The sequence below is a fragment of the Pseudoalteromonas sp. P1-25 genome, from assembly GCF_001401805.1.
GTDB lineage: Bacteria > Pseudomonadota > Gammaproteobacteria > Enterobacterales > Alteromonadaceae > Pseudoalteromonas.
Genome location: NZ_LKDW01000001.1, coordinates 69,427 through 87,987 on the forward strand (window position 1 = coordinate 69,427; position 18,561 = coordinate 87,987).

An 18,561-nucleotide genomic window follows, 5' to 3' on the forward strand; every position below is an offset into this window, starting at 1 on the left:
TAAAGGAGTTAAAAATGCCAACATTTAAAGGCGAGCAAGCAACGCATTACGACAATCGCATTACCCGTTTAGTACCAGGATATGAGTTATTACACCAACTTACCAATGCACAGCTTAAAGCAACTCTTAACGATAACGCACATATTTTAGTGGTAGGGGCTGGCACAGGTAAAGAAATACTCGCCCTCGCAGCGCTTAACCCAACTTGGCAATTTACCGCACAAGATACCTCAGGTGATATGCTTGCTATTGCTAAACAAGCATTTGAACAGCATGGCATAACAGAGCGTGTTAAGGTTATTGAAGGCGAGCTCGATAAACTTTCTACTAAGGCCGATGCGGCGCTATGCCTACTCGTCCTGCACTTTCTAGAAGACGACGGCAGCAAAAAGCAGCTACTTAAAAACATTAAAGCTAATTTAAATAAAGGCGCAAACCTATTTATTAGCGATTTAATGAAACCCGAAACCGACTTTGAACGTGAAGCGCAAATTACTGTGTGTGCCAATTTAGGCTTAAGTGATGCAGGGCAAGCCTACACAGCTCAAAACTTAGAGAGTGAATTTTACCCACTTGATAGAATGCGCTTTAGCGAGTTACTTAACGAGTGTAAATACGGCATTCCTAAGCTTTATTTTAAAGCACTTGGTTTTAGCGGGTACGTTGTTTAATAATATAAAATTTACCTAATGTAATCCCAAAACACCGAGTATGCGTACTCGGTGTTTTATTTTATACACATCCTTACATTTCCTGACAGCTACAAACAAACTCCTCACATATATTTTATGCTCACACGCTTACTATCTCCCTATTAAATATTTAAAGGGCTTCAACATGAAAAAGTATCTTATTGCGGTATTACTACTCTCTGGCTGTGCATCACAGGGGGTAGATAGAAACAATCAAAACCAAATAGTTAAGCGCTACTACGCATCGGTAGAATCAATACAACCCGTAACGCTGTCATCTGAAGTAGGCACAGGCATAGCGGCAGGCGCCGGGGTTGGCTTTGTAGACAGCTTAGGTGGTAACACTGAAGAAATGCTCGGCGGAGCCATCATTGGCGGCTTAGTGGGAGGATTATTTACCGCACTGTTTGAAGGGGGCGATGATGCCTATCAATATAACTTATACGCTGCTAACGAAGGGGCGTTTACTGTTATTCAAAAGCATAAACTCGATAAAAATACGCAATGCGTGGTAGTAAATGCAGGCGATACAGTAAAAATTGAGCCTGTAGCACACCACTTTTGCAATCAAAACTAATTAATACCAAAAGCCGATACTGCAATATCGGCTTTGACTTTCAGCTAAAAAGCTATTAACTAGCGGGTTAATCTAGAAGCGCTAAAGCTTTCATACTAATTAATAACATCCCCCCTATTGCTCTAATCACTAAAGGGGTTTTTACTATTCAATGTGCCCAGCCAACTGTATTATTCTCTGATAATCTTCCCACATCCAATAATTGGAACTATCATTTTCATAGTAGCTTATCGCCTTTCCAATTACCGATTCTAAGTTCTGTTGATTTATTGACTCCACTTTTGAAAAGTTATTCGATTGAATATTGAGGATAGTCTGAGGACTAACAAATGTACTAGTTCTGCCGCCAGTAGAGTGACACTTTAAAGCCTTAGTAATCGTTACGCAATTAAACATATCCTGAATTAAATTTTTAATAGAACCTGAAATCGCAACTGAGAATACAGCTTTTCCTGAATTTTTTCTTTCGACTTGCTCTATTTTTCCTAAATGCTGCTCTATTAGCCCTAGTATAAGTACAACTGTGTTTATTATAGTTTCTGACGATTTTTGTTGGCTTACCACATAATTCAAACTCATGAAAAATCGATCTAAAATTTGCTCAATACCTCTTAACTCTATTTTGTTACTTTCGAATAAATTCGCAAACATGCTCAGATTGAGCAACTGATCATCAATAAAAGGATAAAGAAGTATATTTTTATCCTTATATTTATCAAAATTTAAATTCTTCGAAGCTAAATATTTCAATATAGATACCTGAGGTAAAGTGATTTTTTGATCAAAAAAACGGCGTAGGTAGAGCTGAGCGTCAAAATCAATCCCGTATATTGACTTAACCGAGTGCTCAAGTACTTCTGTATTTGTAGCAACTAAAAAAGTACACCCCTTAGTTTCAAAAAAGTGCTTAATAACCTCTAAAACTTCAACCGCATAATTTGGGCGACACCTATCAAGTTCGTCGATCAAAATAACTATTGGAATATTCAACTCATAAATGATCTCAATGAGCTCAGATAAATAAGTAATATATTCTTTAATTTCTTTAACAGCTTGAATAGTACTAATATGGTTTTTTTGCACTTCTTCAGTATATTTCTGAAGTTGCGAAGAGTCGTTTAAGTCTGGAGTAACCTCCACAACTTTAGAGATAGCCTTCACCCCTGAAATTAGTGAGGGATCACCCGTAAAAGCTGTCGCTGGCTCAGCGTACTTCAAGCATGTACCTAACTTACTCTTCAACTTATTAAATATGTTTTTTGCTTTTCCGATGTCGCTAGCTCTCCCGTTGAGACCCTTTTCCTTAAAAACATACTCAATTTGCTGAAGTAATTCACTACAGATAACAGCAAGAGGATTATTTGAAAAGTCACTTTCCCAAACATCAATGTAAACAACTGGATGTTTACGTCTTGCTAACTCTATATACAAGCGGCGAATAAACTCTGTTTTACCAGAGCCATAAATACCATTAAGGTTAACTACGCGACTCTCTGATGTAAGAAACTGAGCAATAAATTGTCCAAATTCTTTTCTATTTGTTTTACATGTATCCCAATTATACGTGTCTTTCCATTGATTAAACTTGCTAGCGTAGTTTGAAATATCCATATATTCTTCCGTATATTTTTAAATAGTATTTTTAAACCTAACCAATCTCACCAAGTGCTTTCATCGCGGCCTGCGCTTTATCGGTTTGTACAAAAATATGGTCGTGATAAAACGCAGCCACTACGTTAGCGCTAATATTATACTCGGTTAATTTGGCCGATACCGCAGCAGTTAACCCAACAGCCTCAAGGCTTGAATGCACATTTAGGGTAATTAAATTATATTTACCCTCGTAAGTAATACCGGCTTTATCGGCGGTGTTAGCATTTAAAATAAGGGTTAGGCCTTCATCTTCAACGTAGCTGGCAAGCGGGTTTAAATGAACGTAGTCGGCAAGGCTGCCTGCTAAACAGCAAAATATGTATTCACCTTGTTTAAGCTCAGGGTTCATTGTTTTAAGCAAAGTGTTTAGTTCTAAAATTCCCGCCATGGTTGTTCCTTACAATGTTTATTTAGCCATTTTTAGTTGAGCAACTAACTCGCTTAATCGGGCTATTTTAATATTACTTAACTGCCGGTAATCAAAGTACGGGCACACGATAATGTTATTCGTTGTATCAATTGCAAACTCATCATCAAGCCAATTAAATTGCGCATTAAGCTTACCTTGCTGTAGTAAGTTTTTAGCATGCGTACGACCTGCAATAATATGCAGCTGGTTTTTATTGGTGCCGTTAATAATGGGGGCACTAAATAACAATGCTGTTTTACTGTTTTTTTGCAGTAAAAATGTATCGCGATACGCTTGCCAACTATCGGCTTGTTTAGCAAAGCTGTAATGCTCGCTCGGTAGCGCAAATAATACTTTGGCGTATACGTTAAACACCTTGCGCCAACCATTTCCACAGTGCTGATTTATGGTATTTATTTGCTCGTTTATTACAGGCTCAACACTTTGTAGTGTTTGAAAGTAGGGCATGGGCGGCGCTTTAGCAATATACACGGCTACGCTAAAGGCTTGCTCACCTAAGCCTATTAGTTGCTCACTCACACTAACTCGCCTTTTTTTGCGCTAAAATACGGTCAAGGTTATTGGCAAAGTTTTGGCGGTCGGTTTGGCTAAGCGGTGGTGGTCCGCCACTCATTTCAACGCCGCTTGAGCGCATAGTATCCATAAAGTCGCGTACGTTTAATAACGAGCGAATATTCTCTAGCGTGTAGAGCTCACCACGCGGATTGAGTGCTTGGGCGCCGTTATCAATCACTTCGCTGGCAAGAGGGATGTCGCCTGTAATAACTAAATCACCTTTTTCTACGCGTTTTACTATTTCGTTATCGGCTACATCAAACCCGCTTGAAACTTGTACGCGGCTTATAAACTTTGAAGGCGGAATGCGCATTGCATGGTTAGCTACTAAAATGGTTGGTGTTTGCGTACGTTCAGCGGCTCTAAAAAGAATTTCTTTTATAACCACGGGGCACGCGTCGGCATCTACCCATATTTTCATGCTGTAATCTTTTAATTGCTCTAGTATTTAGCTGATCCTATAGCAATTTATTTTAATCGGCTAGCAAACTTTATTGGCTTAGCGCCGTACAAACACTATCACTTTTAAAAAGGAGCTTTCATGAAGGCCATTACGACTATTTTACTCATTACAGGGTTATTTTTACTCACCGCCTGCACAAGTGCACCAGAGGGTATTACGCCAGTTAAAAACTTTGACCTAGAGCAATACAAAGGTAAGTGGTACGAAATTGCCCGCCTCAATCACTCATTTGAGGAGGGCATGGAACAAGTAACCGCAACTTACACAGTAAACGATGATGGAACAGTAAAGGTGCTCAACAGAGGGTTTATCACTAAAGAGCAAAAATGGGATGAAGCGCAGGGTTTAGCAAAATTTGTAGAAGGTAGTGATACGGGCCATTTTAAAGTATCATTTTTTGGCCCATTTTATGGCGCTTATGTGATTTTTGAGCTCGACCAAAACGACTACCAATACGCGTTTATTACTAGTTATAACCGCGACTATTTATGGTTTTTATCTCGCACGCCAACGGTGAGTAATGAGCTAAAACAGCATTTTATAGCGAAAGCTAAACAACTTGGTTTTGCTACAGAGCAAATTATTTGGGTTGAGCAGTAAACACCATAGCTTTGTAAAGGGGCTTTACAGTTACTGTGAATGTGATTGTTACAGCTGTAATAAAACCTTCATTTCACTGTAAGGTAAGTTAAATATGTTAGGGCTATATTAGCTGCACTTGCAACGAGACATGCAAGTGTTGGACATACTGAACATCCCCCTATTGTTGGCAAGCTTTATAGCTTGCCATTTTTTGCCTAAAATTAACAGCCTTTTTTGGATCAGGTTTTTACTAACTAAAGTGCGTTTACTGCTATTAATAACCCTGATACGCCAACCAATAGCATATTTAAGACGCTAAATGGCTTTACTAATGAGTCTATAAAATTATAAAAAAGCATTATAATTAATACACTTAGACTCATGAAGCCGCAAAAAAGTAAAGCGCCGTATCCCTGCTGGGCAACTACACAAAACACTAAACTTAGTAAAATACTGATCCAAGCAACAATTAGCAGCAAATTACTTTGCTGCTCAGAGGGGCGCGTTTTAAATACCGTTTTAAAATGCGCTGGTTTTGCTAAGGCAAAACCATTAAAAGCCAGTAAGCAGAGGCTAAAGCTAAGTAAGTCAATCATGCCTTTTGCCTCCTTTTATGATTGGTTGAGCTATTTGCTGTTTTTTTAGATGCACTAGAAGCAGTACGTAATTTTTCGGTTTGTACTAAAAACAGTATGCTAAATAGTAAAAATAACGCATCGAAAATAAACAAGGCCCATTGTTTATTTAGTAAGTAGCTCACTATATTGCCCTGCGTAGTAAGCGCATTTATGGCGGGTACACTTAAACACGCTAATGCATTTATACTTGCCATTACACGCCATTGCTGCCTATCTCGCTTTAAAAGAGCCATAACGGCAACTACACACCACGCTAAAAAGAACGCAGCTACTTCTTTATCAGCGCGCTCAGCGAGGGTTGGACTAAGCAATCTATTGGCAATAAAAAAGGCGCAAGTGGCCAGTGGTAAGCCCATTATGGTGGCAAGGTTTAACCCTTCTACCAGTTGTAAACCAAACGAGGCTTTGCCTTTGTTACGCTCGCGTATACGTTTAGCCCACATTATACAGCCAGAGGCAATCATCACGCAGCCTGCAATGCCGCCAAGCACGTATAACCAGCGCAATAAAGGCGTAGCAAAGCGCCCTGTATGCATAGAGTTAAGTGACTCGTAAAGTGCTTTACTATTGCTAAGCTCGTCATCCGTTTGCGCTACTAACTCTCCTGTAGCGCCACTAAATAAAAGCCGCGGTGCTTGATCGCGAAGGGCCTTTTTCGGACTCACCAGTACTGTTACTGTTGAAGCCGCCATATTAGGTTTACTAACCTGAACACGCGTAATGTCTGCATCTGGCCACTTAGTATAAACTTGATCCAAAATAGTGTTTATAGAGAGCATATCTGCGCTACCTTGCGCTTTATTAGTCACATTGTTGTTGGGGCTTACCTCGTTAAAAAAGCCTCTTATACCATTGTCGTAATTGGTTAAAACAGGGTAAGGAAACAACATAAATATAAGGGTAATAATGCCTGTATAGGTAATCATTAAATGAAACGGTAAAGCCAGTACCGAGCTTAAGTTGTGCGCATCTAACCAGCTACGCACTCCTTTATTACGCCTAAACGTAAACATATCTTTAAATATTCGCTTGTGAATAACCACGCCCGAAATTATTGCCAGCAACATAAAAAAGCTGGCAAAACACACGACCCAGCGCCCGGTTATGGCATCTAAATAGTAAAGCTGATAATGCAATCGGTAAAAAAAGTTACCCCCTTTAGTTTCTACAAAAGGTGCTAGTGCTTGCATGGTGTTTGGGTTTAATTGGGTATTTACAAATTGGCTGCGTCGCTGCCCTGGCTCTTTAGGTTTTGCATAACCATATACTAAATACGGTATACGCTCTTCGGGCAAGGTAATACGCCAACTTGGGGAATTTGCAGCGTGCTGATTTAAGTAATCAAAGCCCTTAATAATTTGCTGCCTTTGCGCGGCCACCCTATCGGTTTGGGCTTGCACATTGTGTATAGCAGGTTGATTCCAGAGATTTATTTCGTCTCTAAAAAAGCTAACCGTGCCTGCAAAAAATATTGTGTAAATAATCCAGCACGTAAGTAAACCAACCCACGTATGTAGCCAGGTCATCGACCTAAAAAAACTTTCTTTCATAGCCAACCCTTAAGTAATGCCAATACAACAACAAAAAAGCCACTACTTAGTAAAATACTGATCCATACAGTTTTTAATGACTTAATCGCAAACGCATAAATAAACACCAAAGCATAAATTAAAATACTGATAGACACGCACAGCAATACGGCATCTTGCTTAGGAATTGGTAGCACTACACTTAATAATGAAATACATGCTGAAGTAAACGCATACCCCCCAAAAATGGCAATAAAAAAACGCAAAAACACTAACACTCTATAGCTTTGCGCGGCTTTAAAAAGCCCAGCTAGTCTATTTTTTGTAAAAGGTGCAATGTGCAAAGGTGCTTGCATAGTTAACAAATCCCTTATTCGAATACGAGGATAAAAAATAAGGCGTTATTATAAAGCTTACAAATACAAAAGATAGCGATTCTCATTTGTATATTTTAGATAATTGAATAACAACCCTTAGCATGTTAGTAAAATAATGATCTCAAGCGGTTTAGCTATATTGCTTAGCTAATAACGAAGGTTTACAGTGGAGCAGTACTGACAAGCCAAAGAGTAAATTTAAAATGAGCAACCACGAAAAACTAAATTATGTAGAGTTTCCCGCGTGCGATTTAACAGCCACAAAAAGCTTTTTTACTAACGTGTTTAACTGGCAATTTACCGACTATGGCCCAGAATATACGGCGTTTAGCGGCCAAGGCTTGGATGGTGGCTTTTTTAAAGCACCGCTTAAATCACTTACACAACATGGGGCCGCCCTGCTGGTGTTTTACAGTAACGACATTCACGCAACCTATAAAAAAGTAACGTTGCATGGCGGTAAAATAATAAAACCTATTTTTGAGTTCCCCGGTGGTTGCCGGTTTCATTTTACCGAGCCAAGCGGTAACGAATTTGCCGTATGGTCAGAAAAACAATAAAAATATCAATTGATTAGTTGTAATTTTTAAATGAGATCACGATTTTACCAACTTATAACTAATCTGAGTAAAATAAACCGATTTTTTACCAACTCATTAAAAACAAGCAGCCATTTAGAACAAAATTTAAGCGCTTGAGGCCAAATTTATATGGATTCACTTAATTTAATAGAGCAAGTTAGTAAATGCGTGATCTGTGAACCTCATTTACCATTAGGTGCTCGCCCCGTCATACAGTTTAATGCCAATGCGCGTATTTTAATTGCCGGCCAAGCACCAGGTGTAAAAGTACACGAAACTGGCAAACCTTTTAATGATGCCAGCGGAAACCGCCTGCGAGAATGGCTAGGGCTCAGTGCTGAAGAGTTTTACGATGCCCAAAAAATAGCTATTTTACCTATGGGCTTTTGTTACCCTGGTAAAGGTAAGTCGGGCGACTTACCTCCACGCAAAGAATGCGCGCCCGCATGGAGAGCGCAATTACTGGATGCTCTGCCAAATTTAGAACTGACAATAGTGCTTGGTAAATATGCGCAGGCGTACCATTTACCCCACACCAAAAACAAACCTTTAACCGAGTTAGTAAAATCATGGCGTGAGTATTGGCCGGCGCATTTGGTGCTACCGCACCCAAGCCCACGCAATAATATTTGGCTTAAAAAGAACCCATGGTTTGCAAAAGATGTACTGCCTGAACTTGCTGAACGCGTTGCTGCAATATTAAATAAAACATAATAAATCATACGGTTATGTGCTTGTAAAGGAGCTTTACATGTGCTGTTTATACAAACAGCACATGTTAAAAAGAAACTTATTATGAAAAAGCCAACAGCTTTGTGCCAAACTGGCTAAGGGTAGGGTACCCCTGCGCTAGACTTTACACATAGCGCCACTCGGTACACTGAATAAACGTCGTAATTATTTAAAATTTGGGCATTAAAAAAGGTGGTAAATACCACCTTTTGTGTAAGTGTTTACTTAACCTCAGTTTAGGTTATTTGTAAAATTATAGTAGTGCAAATATCTTTTGCAGCTGTGGCATGTAATCGCCCACAAGCTCAAGGTTGTTTTCGCTTACTAGTGGGTCAGTAGATTCTTCGGCCGCGCTTGAAGCTTTACCAAACGCACCCATTAGTGAGCTAGCATCACTGCTTTTGGCACTTTTAAGGCTTTGTAGGCCACCCATTACTTTATTTGCTGTTTCTTGGTTTTCAGCTGAAAGGCCCGATTTAAGGTTTTCGATGTAAGCCATAGATACTTCTGAACCCACAGAAACTAATTCTTCAGGCGAAAAACCGTAACGGTTAGTAATATCGGCAAAGCTTTTATATAAGCCTTGTTCTTTAATTATGCTTAATGCGCTATTAGCAAGCGAGCTTTGCTCTTCAACACTTTGCTCGGCAGAGCCACCTAGCATGCTTGCTAAATCAAGGTTTTTTAACGAATCTTGGCTACTAGCCCAGCTAGAAACAGCCGGTAGTGCTTTCATGTAGCTTTGTAATTGGCCTTCGCTAATATCTTCTGCAAGGCTTGAAAAACTCATTGCTAATAAGCTAAGAGATACAAGTATTTTTTTCATGGGGCTTTTCCTATTATTTATTCAACGCTATTTAAAACTAAATGTAAGCGCTTGCCAATACATAACTAAAGTAACAGGTGTATTTAGGTTATAAAGTAGTATAAATACTTTAAAGTGCTGTAACTTAAGCTGATTCAGCACAAATATAGCTACTAATGTTATACTGCATTTTTGTCGATAAGAGCTGAACGTAATGTTAACTATTTCAAATACTGTCACTATAGATGAATGGGAACTAGAGCTAACTGCTATTCGTTCGCAAGGTGCCGGTGGCCAAAACGTTAACAAAGTAGCCAGTGCCATTCATTTGCGCTTTGATATTAACCGCTCAAAGTTACCCGATTTTTACAAAGAACGACTATTAAAGCTAAACGACTCTCGAATCACCAAAGAGGGCGTAGTGGTAATTAAAGCTCAAAGCTTTCGCACCCAAGAGCTAAACCGGGAAGATGCACTAAAGCGTTTAAAAGATTTAATTTTAAGTGCAACTAAAGTAAATAAAGCCCGCCGTGCAACCAAACCAAGCCGCAGCTCTCAGCGAAAACGCATGGATAAAAAAACCAAGCACGGGCAAACCAAAGCCCTGCGCGGCAGCATTAAGTTTTAATTCTAAGTTTAAAAATATATAGCTCACAACATTGAAAATTACGCCTACAGCTTTTATTTAGCCATAGGCGTCAGTGGGTTATTCGTAGGTATGATGACGAGTTGCACTAAAACGGTTTAATATATGATGCATTATGTAAACTGCACATAAGCTTGCCACAATAGCCACTGCTACAGAGCTAAAGCGATACAGCGCGCTGTAAACTAAATCTTGCCCTGGGCCAAGAGAGTTGCCAAACAAAATACCAAAGGTAGTTAGTACGCCAAACCCTATGCCCGGAGCGCCGCCACCTATAATATGAAAGCGGCTAAACACAAACGAAAGCGTCCATAGTATAAGTACCGGAAACAATAAAAAATCGGTGTGGTTATATAATAACACTTGCGCTAACAACGCCGCATTACAGCCAATCAAAGTGCCAACAGCACGCTGCCAACCTGCCATACCTGCGGCTTTCCAGCACAAAGAAAACAATATAAGCACCGAAGATGCCTGCGCCGATATTGAATCTTGCAAATCAAGCACCTGAAATACTACAAACGAAAGCGTAGCGACCGTAGCGCACAGTAGTACCTCATGGCGAATACTCTCTTTTGCCTTTGCAGGTACCGCTCTCACGGCACGCGCGGTTACATCAGGAAAAATACCGTGCATAGCAAAAGCGATAGCCGTAGAGAGTAGGGTTGCCAAACCATTACTTAAAATAAGTGGGTAAACACTACTTGTACCGGTTACATAGCTTGAAAAATGCAACTGAATAGATAACCCCACCACACCTAATGCGCCAAATAAAAAAGCCGCACCTGAGCTCATTTGATAAAACAAAAAGCAAAACGCTAAAAATACAATAATGGTCATTAAAACAGGTAAATGCGAAAACAAGCCCTGCATAATTAACACCATAGGAATACTAATGGCGGCACTGGCTAAAAACTGGCGCACAATGTGTTTATTTAACACAGGCACTAAACCGAGTAGCAACATAGGGTAAACAGTAAAAAATATACCGTATGGCCAGTTCATTAACTTACTGATAGTAAACCCTAAGGTGCAACCGCCGGCTATGCGTAGCGCTTGGCGTAACCCATTTGAGTCTAATTGAGGTGCTTGGCTAACTGCTTGAGTCATACTCCCTCCATCAATAAATGTAGTGTAACCAGCTAATAAACCTAATTTGCGCCGATGCTAACCACTGCCCAATTGTTGACTCTGGCAATAGTTGTACAGTAGCACGTGCGCCACTTGGCATATTTGCAATTAATTTGGCGTTATTTGGCATCACTAAATGAATACGCTGACGCTGTGCATCGCGTACCCAACGATTACTGGTTTCGGTGCTACTTAGCGCGCCATTGGCGTTGAGTTGCCCATCGCTAACACCTGCCTCAAATGTGCTTATATACGCGTTGTAAACCTCACCTGGGCGGCTATCAAATACCACTCGTGCTTGGCTGCCAGGCTTCATATTGAGTAATGATTTTTCTCTAAAATCGGCAACTAGGTCGGCTTTGTTTGCCACAATAGCTAATAGCGGGCTACCGGTTACAGCATATGCGCCGTCAAGAAGTTGTAAGTTAGACACCACACCCGCACTTAGCGCACGTACTTGGGTGTAGGATAAGTTAAGCTCAGCCTGTGCTAATTGGTTTGCAGCGTGGCGAAGCGCTAAATTTTGCGCACCGCTTTCGCCACGGGCAAGTACAGCCTCGGCCAATTGCGCTTCTAATGAGGCGACATTTGATTTACTTGCTTCAAAGTTAGCTTTAATGCTTTCAAGCTCTTGCTCAGAAATAGAGCGTTGCTTATATAATGCTTCGCCACGATTATTGAGTAATTGCTGTTCGTGTAGCTTTGCTTTGGCCGCCGAAATTTGCGCCTCAAGTGCTTTTACGTTGGTATCTAGGCGTTTGTTTTGTAATTTGGCGTCGTCGAGGGCGAGCTGTGCTTGCTCTAGTGCTAATTTATACGGTTTTGGGTCTATTTCAAATAGTACATCGCCCGCTTTTACAGTTTGGTTATTAGCTACTAATACGTTAGTTACACGGCCACTTATTTGCGGTGCTATTTGCACAACAGGGTGATAAACCCGTGCCTGTGGTGTTACCGGCATGAACATGTCGGCCATTAAATAATAAATAAATACAATTACAAAAGCCCCTAATGAGAGCCTTACATAACGTGTAAATTTTTGATCCGGGGTCATTACGTGCTTTACCCTTTAACTTGGTTTTGAATACAGTTTAGTGCGTTTTTTTCTATTTCAACTATGCCTCGCGCGAGTGCGTCGAGCTGCTCAGTGCTTAAACCGCTGTAAAGCTGGCTTTTAATATCAACGAGCTTTTTGTTTAGCGACTGTAAAACAGAGCCGCCTTTATTAGTAAAGTAAATCTTTTTACTGCGTTTATCGTGCTCATCTACTTTACGGGTAATTAATTGCTGCTCTTCTAATTGTTTTAATGTGCGGGTAAGAGAGGGCATTTCTATCCCTAAGCTATTAGCAAGCTCAAGTTGTGTTAATCCTTCGCCATGCATATCAATATGCATGAGGGCGGTCCAACGTGATTGCGTAAGTCCTAAGGGCTCTACTGCGATGGTAACTGCTTCGCGGCATAGCCTATGAACCCGGCCCATATTACCAATTAAGGTTAAATCGAGCGTTTCGTGAAAAGGTTTTTGAGTCGTCATCACCACTCCAAATTAGTTAGCATGCTAAGCATTTTAACATTAGTTAGCGTGCTAAGTAAATGCGAGGTATTTTTCAAAATAAAACAGCCCCAAAACTGGGGCTAAGTAAATTCTGTACGTTTAAAAATTAAGAAGGTTAGCAGGGGAGTATTGGTCGGTCAGTATTTTGGTATTAGCAGGCCAGTTTTGGTTGTTTTTGGTGCTTTGCATATAGGTGCTTATTGCTTTTATATCTACATCGTATTTTTTTAAACGTGGCGCAAGGGCTTTAATACGCTTGTTAAGTTGCGCCTGGGTTGGCATAGTTTTAACGCCTGCTAAAATAATACGGTTAGAGCGGTTAGGGCGGCTTACGTTTATAAAGTCACCAAATACGCTATGGTACGTTGCCGACTCGTGCACGTATAACTTGCTGCTCGAAAACGTATTAGCTGCAATAACACCGCCTTCGGCCAGCACGCTTTTAACTTCTTCAAAAAACTCTTTAGTAAGCAAATGCTCTGGAATGTAGTCGCCATTGAATGCATCAAGAATAATCCAGTCGTACTTTTGCTTTTTAATAGCGGCGCGTTTAATAAATATACGGCCGTCTTGGACGCTTGATGTAACGTTGTCGGATTCTATAAAATTAAAATAATCGCGGGCTACTTTTAAAACGGCTGGGTCTATTTCAACATTATGAATTTTAGCCGCAGGGTAAAGCTCATGAATAACATTAGAAAGTGTCCCGCCACCTAGTCCTATAATAAGCACGTTTTTGGGATTTTCGGTTACTAACAAACTGGCAAAAGTAAGCTTGGTGTAGTTAAAAACCAGTTTGTCGGGGTCGTTTTTATACATGCAGCTTTGGCTGGTTTGGCTACTTTTTGTATTAAATTTTAAGCAGCGTAAGTCACGAGTTTCATCAACAATAATATTGCGATATAAAGAGCGCTCCTCGTGTATTACATTGCTTAGCGCCGCGGTTGAGAACACACTGACAACTAAGAGCAAATATTTAAGCATGAGCCAACTCCTTATTACCTGCCAAGCTATTAATAGCTATAGCTAGTACGCCAAGTAAACCAAGCGTAGAAGCAAACGCGCTAATTATAGTATTTACATCAAACGCCAGTACAAAGTAAAACGAGGTAATAATAGTGCCAAGAGCACTACCTAGCGTGCTTACAAAATATAAAATACCCGCCACTTGTCCGCTTTTTTCGCTATCGGTAACTAACAAACGCACCGAGTAAGGCGAGATCATGCCTAAAATTACCGTTGGAACAAAAAATAAAGCTGTAGAGGCAAGCAATGAACCATAGCGTGTGTCTTCAATGTGGGTAAAAATAAATTCCATTATTGGTTGCGAAAACAGCGCAATAGGCACCACCATAATACTGGCGGTTAAAAATATTAAACCATACTTTGTAAGCGATGCATTTTTAGTACTGAGCTTACCACCCAGTAAATAACCAAAAGAAAGGCTAAGCATAAATACGGTAATTATACTGCCCCAAATATGCACACTACTGCCAAAAAAAGGCGCTAATATGCGCCCACCTAAAAGCTCAATACCCATAATGCAAAAACCACTGCAAAAGGCTAAAAAGTAAATTAATGCGTTTGTTTTTATGCTCATAAAATTATCGTTATGTAACCTAAATAGAACACCATACTAACGTGATGTATACAAAGCTGCTAATGCAATTTTTAAATTCAAAAAAGTCTTTTTGTTATAAAGTAACACATGCTAAACTTATCGTTATAATATCACATTTGTTTATTCTCTATTATCATCATGAAGTACTCTTTAATTTACTTAGCCTGTTTGGGCATTAGTGCGCAAACACTTGCACAAGCGCAAACCGACGAAATTGAAAAAATATCGGTTACTTATAAACAAGCATACCGTGGCGACATTCCTCAAAAGCAAATGCCGCAATCTATTGTAAGTGTTAGCAGTGCTGCGCTTGATCAAAAAGGCATTACTGAATTACAAGACGCGCTTGATTTTTCGGCGAGTATTTCTCGCAAAAATAACAGCGGTGCATTATGGGATAGCTTTTCTATTCGTGGCCTTTCGGGTAACGAAAACATGCCATCGGGCTATTTAATTAATGGCTTTAGCGGTGGGCGTGGTTTTAGCGGCCCGCGTGATGTATCCAACATTGAATATATAGAGGTTTTAAAAGGCCCGGGTTCAGCACTTTATGGACGCTCAGAGCCCGGCGGTACTGTTAATATTGTGACTAAAAAGCCACAGTTTGATTCTCAAGGTGAGCTAAAACTAAGCTTAGGCAACGACAGCTTTAACCGTATTGAAGGCGATTACACAAGCGGCATTAACGATACCACTGCGTTTAGAATTAATGGCGCGTGGCAAGATAGCGACAGCTACCGCGATGAGGTGTACACCAATAAAAAGGTGATTACGCCGTCTGTTTATCATCAAATAAACGCATCGACCAGTGTGACTTATGAGTTTGAATACGTAGATTTAGCCCAGCTATTTGACCGTGGCGTTGTTGTTCTTAATAACGATTTTAACACCGTACCAAACTCGCGCTATTTAGGTAATCCAAACGATGGCGACACGCAGGTGTATTCGCGCGGTCATCAAATTACATTAAATCATGACATTAACGACGAATGGTCACTTGTTATAGGTGCAAACTATCGCAGCTCTACATTAACGGGGTTTTCGTCGGATGCTGAGCTTTCGCCGTCGCGCCAATCGTTATTTGACGATGGCCGCACACTTACTCGCCAACAGCGCTATCGCGACTACGAAGTAGAAGACACAAGCGTTAAATTTGAAGTTAGCGGCAGTGTAGATACAGCAGGCATTACGCACCACTTATTAATAGGTGCCGATGCATATAAATACGATTTACGTACAGCGCTTTCACGCTACCGTGGCGGTAATGGTACCTATACTGTTGATATTTTTGAGCCAAACTACGATGTTGAACGCCCAGCAGTTAGCTTGCTTTACGAAAACGACGAAGAGCAAAACGCATACGGTATTTATGTTCAAGACCAAATGGATATTACCGACAAATTTAAGCTATTAGTTGGCCTAAGGTTTGACAGCGTTGACCAAGACATTTTAGAAACCAACAGCGGCGTGTTTTCAACCAGCTCTGAAAGCCAAGTAAGCCCGCGCGTTGGCGTAGTATACGAGCTAAGTAATGCATTAACGTTATACAGTAGTTACTCAGAAGGCTTTTTACCACTGAGTGGCACTGATGCAAGCGGCGACCCGTTTGGCTTTGAATACAGCGACTCGTTTGAAGTTGGCGCTAAGTTTGAGTACCTAGGCGTAAACGGTACTGTGGCTATTTTTGACGCGTCTAAAAGTAATATGTTAGTGGCAGACCCTGTAAACGTTGGTTTTTCAGCCCCTATTGGTAAAGCCGATAGCAAAGGGTTTGAGCTTGATTTAAACACCTATATTACTGATGCAACCGCGTTTAACTTATCGTACGCCTATATAGATGCCACCACAGCAAACGACATTATTAATGCCGATTGGGGCGTACCAATTGAAAAAGGCAGCCCGCTGGTTAATGTGCCAAAAAATAACCTAAACCTTACGCTTAGCCATCAAACAGCATTAATGGGCAAAGAGCTAGAGTTTGGCGCAAGTTACCAATACACAAGTAGCCGTTTAGGTGATGCCGCCGATTTAAGTTTTAGGCTACCAAGCTACCAATTAGTAGGCGTGTTTGGCAACGTAAACTTAACCGAGCAAACCGAGCTTAGTATCAGTGTTAATAACATTTTTGATGAAGATTACGCCGAAAGCAGCTACAACGCTTTATGGGTTTACCCAGGTGCGCCAACTCAATTTAAAATGTCGTTAGCGTATAATTTTTAATAGCTAGCAAATTAAAGTTTTCATCCTAAAGCGTCTTAATGTAGTGGTTAAGGCGCTTTATATTTTTAAGCGCTTTTTTATAAAGAATGCATAAGTTTATTAAGCCAACCATCGGCCTTTGAGGGTTTGTATATCATTACAATGCTTTCACTGTAGTGACTGTTAACCCCCTTTACAGTTAATTTTGTAAGCCCTAAATCATCAATCACAAAGTTTGGTAAATACGCCAACGCCAAGCCACTTTGCACAACCTCTATTAACGCACTGTAGTCGCTACATCTAAAAACAATATTGCGCGGGGCTATTTCATCTTGCCAGCCGTCGGAGCCTATACCTTGCTCTAAGCCGCATAACGGTGAAAACAAAGGGCATGCAAAAGCCGTCTGCAGTAATTGGTTTTTACTAAGCGTTAATACCCCTTTTTGAACTAGCTGATGCGAAGTGTGCGCAGCCACACTAAACCCAGTATAAAATACATCAACCGCCACTAAATTACTATGTGAGCTATTATTTAGTGCCTCGCGAGTAACTAGCGCAATATGCGCCGAGCCAGACGCAACTTGGCTTATGGCTTCACCTTCAAATACATTATTAATACGCACCGAGCAGGGCAGGTTACTAAGAGGGGTAAGCAGCTTTTTAAGGCCACTTTTAAGTAACATGGCAGGGCCTGCAATAACCGCATTAAATTTATGATTATCACTTTTAAAACGGCTAGTGAGCTGCTGGTAATTATGAACTAAATCGCTACTGTGCTTAACAAACTCTTTGCCTTTATCATTAAGTACTAAGGTTTTACCCACACGGTTAAACAGCTCTGTGGCTAAATTTGCCTCAACCTTTTTTAGCGTTTTAGACAGCGCTCCTGGGGTAATATTAAAATGTTTAGCGGTTGTATGCAGATTTTGCGAACCCGCCATATGTATTACTTTTTCAATGTCATCTAAATGCATAGCGCCAAGCCGTATTAATTAAAAAGAAACAACTAGCTACTTATTATCGATTATTTATACATAAAAACCAGCTTATAGTAGCGCTATATTTATTTTTGAGCATTAACATGAAATACATACTGCTATTTTTTATTTTATTTTCAAGCTCAGCGCTTGCAAATACACCTCAACAAAACACGCATAACACACACAAAGCCCACAGCTACGTGGGATTTCATGGTATGGCGCTTATATTAGCGGGCGATAAAGTACTGGCTAGCCACATGCCGTTATACGCCCCTCCACACGACTACCAAATTGTGTATGAAGTAACTACAGATGACACCCACTTTAATACAATCAAAAGTGTTTTAAAAAAAGCAGCAAACGAGCAAGGTCAGATCACTATTTTACCCACCAAATTTGATTTGAACTTATTAATAAATAAAAAGACACCCACCTTAAATGTAACTGTATTTAACGGGCATTTTGAGCGCGGTGGCAACGCATTGTTTGCAACAAAGTTAACGTTTAAAAAACCGTTATATGTGAAAAAACTCGCTATAACTAAACCCAAAAAAACAGAGTTTGATTTAATAAAGGTTTCAGCAACGCAAGGCTTGGTAATTCATAAAATACAAAGCAAGCCAAGCTATGACTCAATAAGCTTAGTACCTTTGCGAAATGGTAAATATAACGCAGAGTTAAAGTGTCATACTGCGATAAATACTGCACTTAAAAGTAAGCTAGAGGCCTGTTTTAAAAATGCGCCGAGTTATTTAGAAACCCGAGACTTTACAGTTTTATAAAGTGTAACTATTTAGTAAGTTTAAGATGATG

Annotated in this window: 22 protein-coding genes; 8 read left to right on the forward strand and 14 right to left on the reverse strand. The window is 40.2% G+C overall.

Going from position 1 to position 18,561, the window contains the following annotated elements:
- Positions 1–14: 14 nt before the first annotated feature.
- Complete coding sequence (locus tag AN393_RS00285; RefSeq protein ID WP_055013491.1) at positions 15–671, forward strand: class I SAM-dependent methyltransferase; 657 nt, start codon at positions 15–17, stop codon at positions 669–671.
- 166 nt (positions 672–837) lie between these two features.
- Positions 838–1,269: a hypothetical protein gene (locus AN393_RS00290; RefSeq protein ID WP_055017011.1), complete on the forward strand. Its 432-nt coding sequence runs from the start codon at positions 838–840 to the stop codon at positions 1,267–1,269.
- A gap of 144 nt (positions 1,270–1,413) precedes the next feature.
- Here the strand turns inward: AN393_RS00290 and AN393_RS00295 are convergent, their stop codons facing one another.
- Genes AN393_RS00295 through AN393_RS00310 form a run of 4 tightly spaced genes read right to left on the reverse strand, consistent with a single transcriptional unit; the run spans position 1,414 to position 4,328 of the window.
- Entirely contained in the window at positions 1,414–2,880 is a 1,467-nt protein-coding gene (locus tag AN393_RS00295; RefSeq protein WP_055017012.1) for a P-loop NTPase fold protein, read from the reverse strand.
- Positions 2,881–2,917: 37 nt separating this feature from the next.
- A complete protein-coding gene (locus tag AN393_RS00300; protein ID WP_055017013.1) occupies positions 2,918–3,310 on the reverse strand; it encodes an ACT domain-containing protein in 393 nt (130 codons plus the stop codon).
- Positions 3,311–3,328: 18 nt separating this feature from the next.
- Positions 3,329–3,871, reverse strand: coding sequence for a DUF6942 family protein (locus AN393_RS00305; protein ID WP_055017014.1), 543 nt, complete (start codon positions 3,869–3,871; stop codon positions 3,329–3,331).
- Between the two features lies 1 nt (position 3,872).
- Positions 3,873–4,328: a YaiI/YqxD family protein gene (locus tag AN393_RS00310; protein ID WP_055017015.1), complete on the reverse strand. Its 456-nt coding sequence runs from the start codon at positions 4,326–4,328 to the stop codon at positions 3,873–3,875.
- Positions 4,329–4,448: 120 nt separating this feature from the next.
- Here AN393_RS00310 and AN393_RS00315 point away from each other — a divergent pair, with 120 nt between their 5' ends.
- Complete coding sequence (locus AN393_RS00315) at positions 4,449–4,970, forward strand: lipocalin family protein (RefSeq protein WP_055017016.1); 522 nt, start codon at positions 4,449–4,451, stop codon at positions 4,968–4,970.
- A 236-nt stretch (positions 4,971–5,206) separates the two neighbouring features.
- Here the strand turns inward: AN393_RS00315 and AN393_RS00320 are convergent, their stop codons facing one another.
- The 3 genes from AN393_RS00320 to AN393_RS00330 are packed head-to-tail and all read right to left on the reverse strand — an operon-like array spanning position 5,207 to position 7,475.
- Positions 5,207–5,548 (reverse strand): DUF3325 domain-containing protein, encoded by a 342-nt coding sequence (locus AN393_RS00320; RefSeq protein ID WP_055017017.1) that lies wholly within the window; start codon positions 5,546–5,548, stop codon positions 5,207–5,209.
- The gene (locus tag AN393_RS00325) at positions 5,545–7,140 is read right to left on the reverse strand and encodes a PepSY domain-containing protein (RefSeq protein WP_055017018.1); all 1,596 of its coding nucleotides are present in this window, start codon (positions 7,138–7,140) and stop codon (positions 5,545–5,547) included. Before AN393_RS00325 ends, AN393_RS00320 begins: the two co-directional genes overlap by 4 nt.
- Positions 7,137–7,475, reverse strand: a complete 339-nt coding sequence (locus AN393_RS00330) for a hypothetical protein (protein WP_055013498.1) — start codon at positions 7,473–7,475, stop codon at positions 7,137–7,139. Before AN393_RS00330 ends, AN393_RS00325 begins: the two co-directional genes overlap by 4 nt.
- Before the next feature lie 224 nt (positions 7,476–7,699).
- Here AN393_RS00330 and AN393_RS00335 point away from each other — a divergent pair, with 224 nt between their 5' ends.
- Both AN393_RS00335 and AN393_RS00340 read left to right on the forward strand, forming a co-directional pair.
- Positions 7,700–8,056, forward strand: a complete 357-nt coding sequence (locus AN393_RS00335; RefSeq protein WP_055017019.1) for a VOC family protein — start codon at positions 7,700–7,702, stop codon at positions 8,054–8,056.
- Between the two features lie 150 nt (positions 8,057–8,206).
- The gene (locus AN393_RS00340) at positions 8,207–8,791 is read left to right on the forward strand and encodes a uracil-DNA glycosylase family protein (RefSeq protein WP_055017020.1); all 585 of its coding nucleotides are present in this window, start codon (positions 8,207–8,209) and stop codon (positions 8,789–8,791) included.
- 271 nt (positions 8,792–9,062) lie between these two features.
- Here the strand turns inward: AN393_RS00340 and AN393_RS00345 are convergent, their stop codons facing one another.
- Positions 9,063–9,635 carry a hypothetical protein gene (locus tag AN393_RS00345; RefSeq protein ID WP_055017021.1) on the reverse strand — a complete coding sequence of 191 codons (573 nt, stop codon included), beginning with the start codon at positions 9,633–9,635 and terminating at the stop codon, positions 9,063–9,065.
- A gap of 193 nt (positions 9,636–9,828) precedes the next feature.
- Here AN393_RS00345 and arfB point away from each other — a divergent pair, with 193 nt between their 5' ends.
- Positions 9,829–10,242 (forward strand): alternative ribosome rescue aminoacyl-tRNA hydrolase ArfB, encoded by a 414-nt coding sequence (gene arfB, locus AN393_RS00355; RefSeq protein ID WP_055013514.1) that lies wholly within the window; start codon positions 9,829–9,831, stop codon positions 10,240–10,242.
- A gap of 78 nt (positions 10,243–10,320) precedes the next feature.
- Here the strand turns inward: arfB and AN393_RS00360 are convergent, their stop codons facing one another.
- The 5 genes from AN393_RS00360 to AN393_RS00380 form a co-directional block, all read right to left on the reverse strand.
- Entirely contained in the window at positions 10,321–11,370 is a 1,050-nt protein-coding gene (locus AN393_RS00360) for a DUF2955 domain-containing protein (RefSeq protein WP_055013515.1), read from the reverse strand.
- Between the two features lie 10 nt (positions 11,371–11,380).
- Positions 11,381–12,445, reverse strand: a complete 1,065-nt coding sequence (locus AN393_RS00365; RefSeq protein ID WP_055013516.1) for an HlyD family secretion protein — start codon at positions 12,443–12,445, stop codon at positions 11,381–11,383.
- Positions 12,446–12,453: 8 nt separating this feature from the next.
- Positions 12,454–12,927: a MarR family transcriptional regulator gene (locus tag AN393_RS00370; RefSeq protein ID WP_055013517.1), complete on the reverse strand. Its 474-nt coding sequence runs from the start codon at positions 12,925–12,927 to the stop codon at positions 12,454–12,456.
- A gap of 120 nt (positions 12,928–13,047) precedes the next feature.
- Positions 13,048–13,932, reverse strand: coding sequence for a spermidine synthase (locus AN393_RS00375; protein WP_055017022.1), 885 nt, complete (start codon positions 13,930–13,932; stop codon positions 13,048–13,050).
- Positions 13,925–14,548 (reverse strand): fused MFS/spermidine synthase, encoded by a 624-nt coding sequence (locus AN393_RS00380; RefSeq protein WP_055017023.1) that lies wholly within the window; start codon positions 14,546–14,548, stop codon positions 13,925–13,927. Before AN393_RS00380 ends, AN393_RS00375 begins: the two co-directional genes overlap by 8 nt.
- Before the next feature lie 159 nt (positions 14,549–14,707).
- On the opposite strand from AN393_RS00380, the gene AN393_RS00385 reads away from it, so the two are divergent.
- Positions 14,708–16,789, forward strand: coding sequence for a TonB-dependent siderophore receptor (locus AN393_RS00385; RefSeq protein WP_055017024.1), 2,082 nt, complete (start codon positions 14,708–14,710; stop codon positions 16,787–16,789).
- 77 nt (positions 16,790–16,866) lie between these two features.
- Here the strand turns inward: AN393_RS00385 and AN393_RS00390 are convergent, their stop codons facing one another.
- The gene (locus AN393_RS00390; protein ID WP_055013521.1) at positions 16,867–17,742 is read right to left on the reverse strand and encodes a LysR family transcriptional regulator; all 876 of its coding nucleotides are present in this window, start codon (positions 17,740–17,742) and stop codon (positions 16,867–16,869) included.
- Between the two features lie 107 nt (positions 17,743–17,849).
- Here AN393_RS00390 and AN393_RS00395 point away from each other — a divergent pair, with 107 nt between their 5' ends.
- On the forward strand, positions 17,850–18,530 hold the full coding sequence (locus AN393_RS00395) for a hypothetical protein (RefSeq protein WP_055013522.1): 681 nt from the start codon (positions 17,850–17,852) through the stop codon (positions 18,528–18,530).
- Positions 18,531–18,561 lie beyond the last annotated feature (31 nt).

Coding starts and splice junctions, on each gene's coding strand:
- AN393_RS00285 (WP_055013491.1), top strand. CDS start 15: ATGCCAACATTTAAAGGCGAGCAAGCAACGCATTACGACAATCGCATT.
- AN393_RS00290 (WP_055017011.1), top strand. CDS start 838: ATGAAAAAGTATCTTATTGCGGTATTACTACTCTCTGGCTGTGCATCA.
- AN393_RS00295 (WP_055017012.1), bottom strand. CDS start 2,880: ATGGATATTTCAAACTACGCTAGCAAGTTTAATCAATGGAAAGACACG.
- AN393_RS00300 (WP_055017013.1), bottom strand. CDS start 3,310: ATGGCGGGAATTTTAGAACTAAACACTTTGCTTAAAACAATGAACCCT.
- AN393_RS00310 (WP_055017015.1), bottom strand. CDS start 4,328: ATGAAAATATGGGTAGATGCCGACGCGTGCCCCGTGGTTATAAAAGAA.
- AN393_RS00315 (WP_055017016.1), top strand. CDS start 4,449: ATGAAGGCCATTACGACTATTTTACTCATTACAGGGTTATTTTTACTC.
- AN393_RS00320 (WP_055017017.1), bottom strand. CDS start 5,548: ATGATTGACTTACTTAGCTTTAGCCTCTGCTTACTGGCTTTTAATGGT.
- AN393_RS00325 (WP_055017018.1), bottom strand. CDS start 7,140: ATGAAAGAAAGTTTTTTTAGGTCGATGACCTGGCTACATACGTGGGTT.
- AN393_RS00330 (WP_055013498.1), bottom strand. CDS start 7,475: ATGCAAGCACCTTTGCACATTGCACCTTTTACAAAAAATAGACTAGCT.
- AN393_RS00335 (WP_055017019.1), top strand. CDS start 7,700: ATGAGCAACCACGAAAAACTAAATTATGTAGAGTTTCCCGCGTGCGAT.
- AN393_RS00340 (WP_055017020.1), top strand. CDS start 8,207: ATGGATTCACTTAATTTAATAGAGCAAGTTAGTAAATGCGTGATCTGT.
- AN393_RS00345 (WP_055017021.1), bottom strand. CDS start 9,635: ATGAAAAAAATACTTGTATCTCTTAGCTTATTAGCAATGAGTTTTTCA.
- arfB (WP_055013514.1), top strand. CDS start 9,829: ATGTTAACTATTTCAAATACTGTCACTATAGATGAATGGGAACTAGAG.
- AN393_RS00360 (WP_055013515.1), bottom strand. CDS start 11,370: ATGACTCAAGCAGTTAGCCAAGCACCTCAATTAGACTCAAATGGGTTA.
- AN393_RS00365 (WP_055013516.1), bottom strand. CDS start 12,445: ATGACCCCGGATCAAAAATTTACACGTTATGTAAGGCTCTCATTAGGG.
- AN393_RS00370 (WP_055013517.1), bottom strand. CDS start 12,927: ATGACGACTCAAAAACCTTTTCACGAAACGCTCGATTTAACCTTAATT.
- AN393_RS00375 (WP_055017022.1), bottom strand. CDS start 13,932: ATGCTTAAATATTTGCTCTTAGTTGTCAGTGTGTTCTCAACCGCGGCG.
- AN393_RS00380 (WP_055017023.1), bottom strand. CDS start 14,548: ATGAGCATAAAAACAAACGCATTAATTTACTTTTTAGCCTTTTGCAGT.
- AN393_RS00385 (WP_055017024.1), top strand. CDS start 14,708: ATGAAGTACTCTTTAATTTACTTAGCCTGTTTGGGCATTAGTGCGCAA.
- AN393_RS00390 (WP_055013521.1), bottom strand. CDS start 17,742: ATGCATTTAGATGACATTGAAAAAGTAATACATATGGCGGGTTCGCAA.
- AN393_RS00395 (WP_055013522.1), top strand. CDS start 17,850: ATGAAATACATACTGCTATTTTTTATTTTATTTTCAAGCTCAGCGCTT.